Source organism: Streptomyces sp. P17 (assembly GCF_032436805.1).
GTDB lineage: Bacteria > Actinomycetota > Actinomycetes > Streptomycetales > Streptomycetaceae > Streptomyces.
Genome location: NZ_JAVRBF010000676.1, coordinates 1 through 280 on the forward strand (window position 1 = coordinate 1; position 280 = coordinate 280).

The 280-nt window shown below is 37.9% G+C and carries 1 protein-coding gene; it reads left to right on the forward strand.

The window, feature by feature from the left end; genetic code table 11:
- Window positions 1-280 (forward strand): hypothetical protein (locus tag RMT89_RS42550; RefSeq protein ID WP_315889120.1); only part of this gene is annotated, 280 nt, incomplete at both ends.

The window sequence follows — 280 nt, forward strand, 5'->3', positions numbered from 1 at the left end:
TAATCAAAGAAATCAAGCCATTACACACTGGTACAAATGGTCCTATTAGTTCGCCTACAACTGCAATTGTGAATGATAAAGGTGCGGGTAACGGTACAGGTCCAAATGGTCATCAAGAAATCATCGCAAGACGTGACGGTACACTACATGCGCCAGTCGGAAAAAACGTATTAGTCGGTTTAAACAAAGGTGATTCAGTAATTAATGGTCGTCATACACAAGATTTAATGAAATCAGGTATTGTACCTAAATTCAAAAAGGGTAAAAATTCTAAAAACGC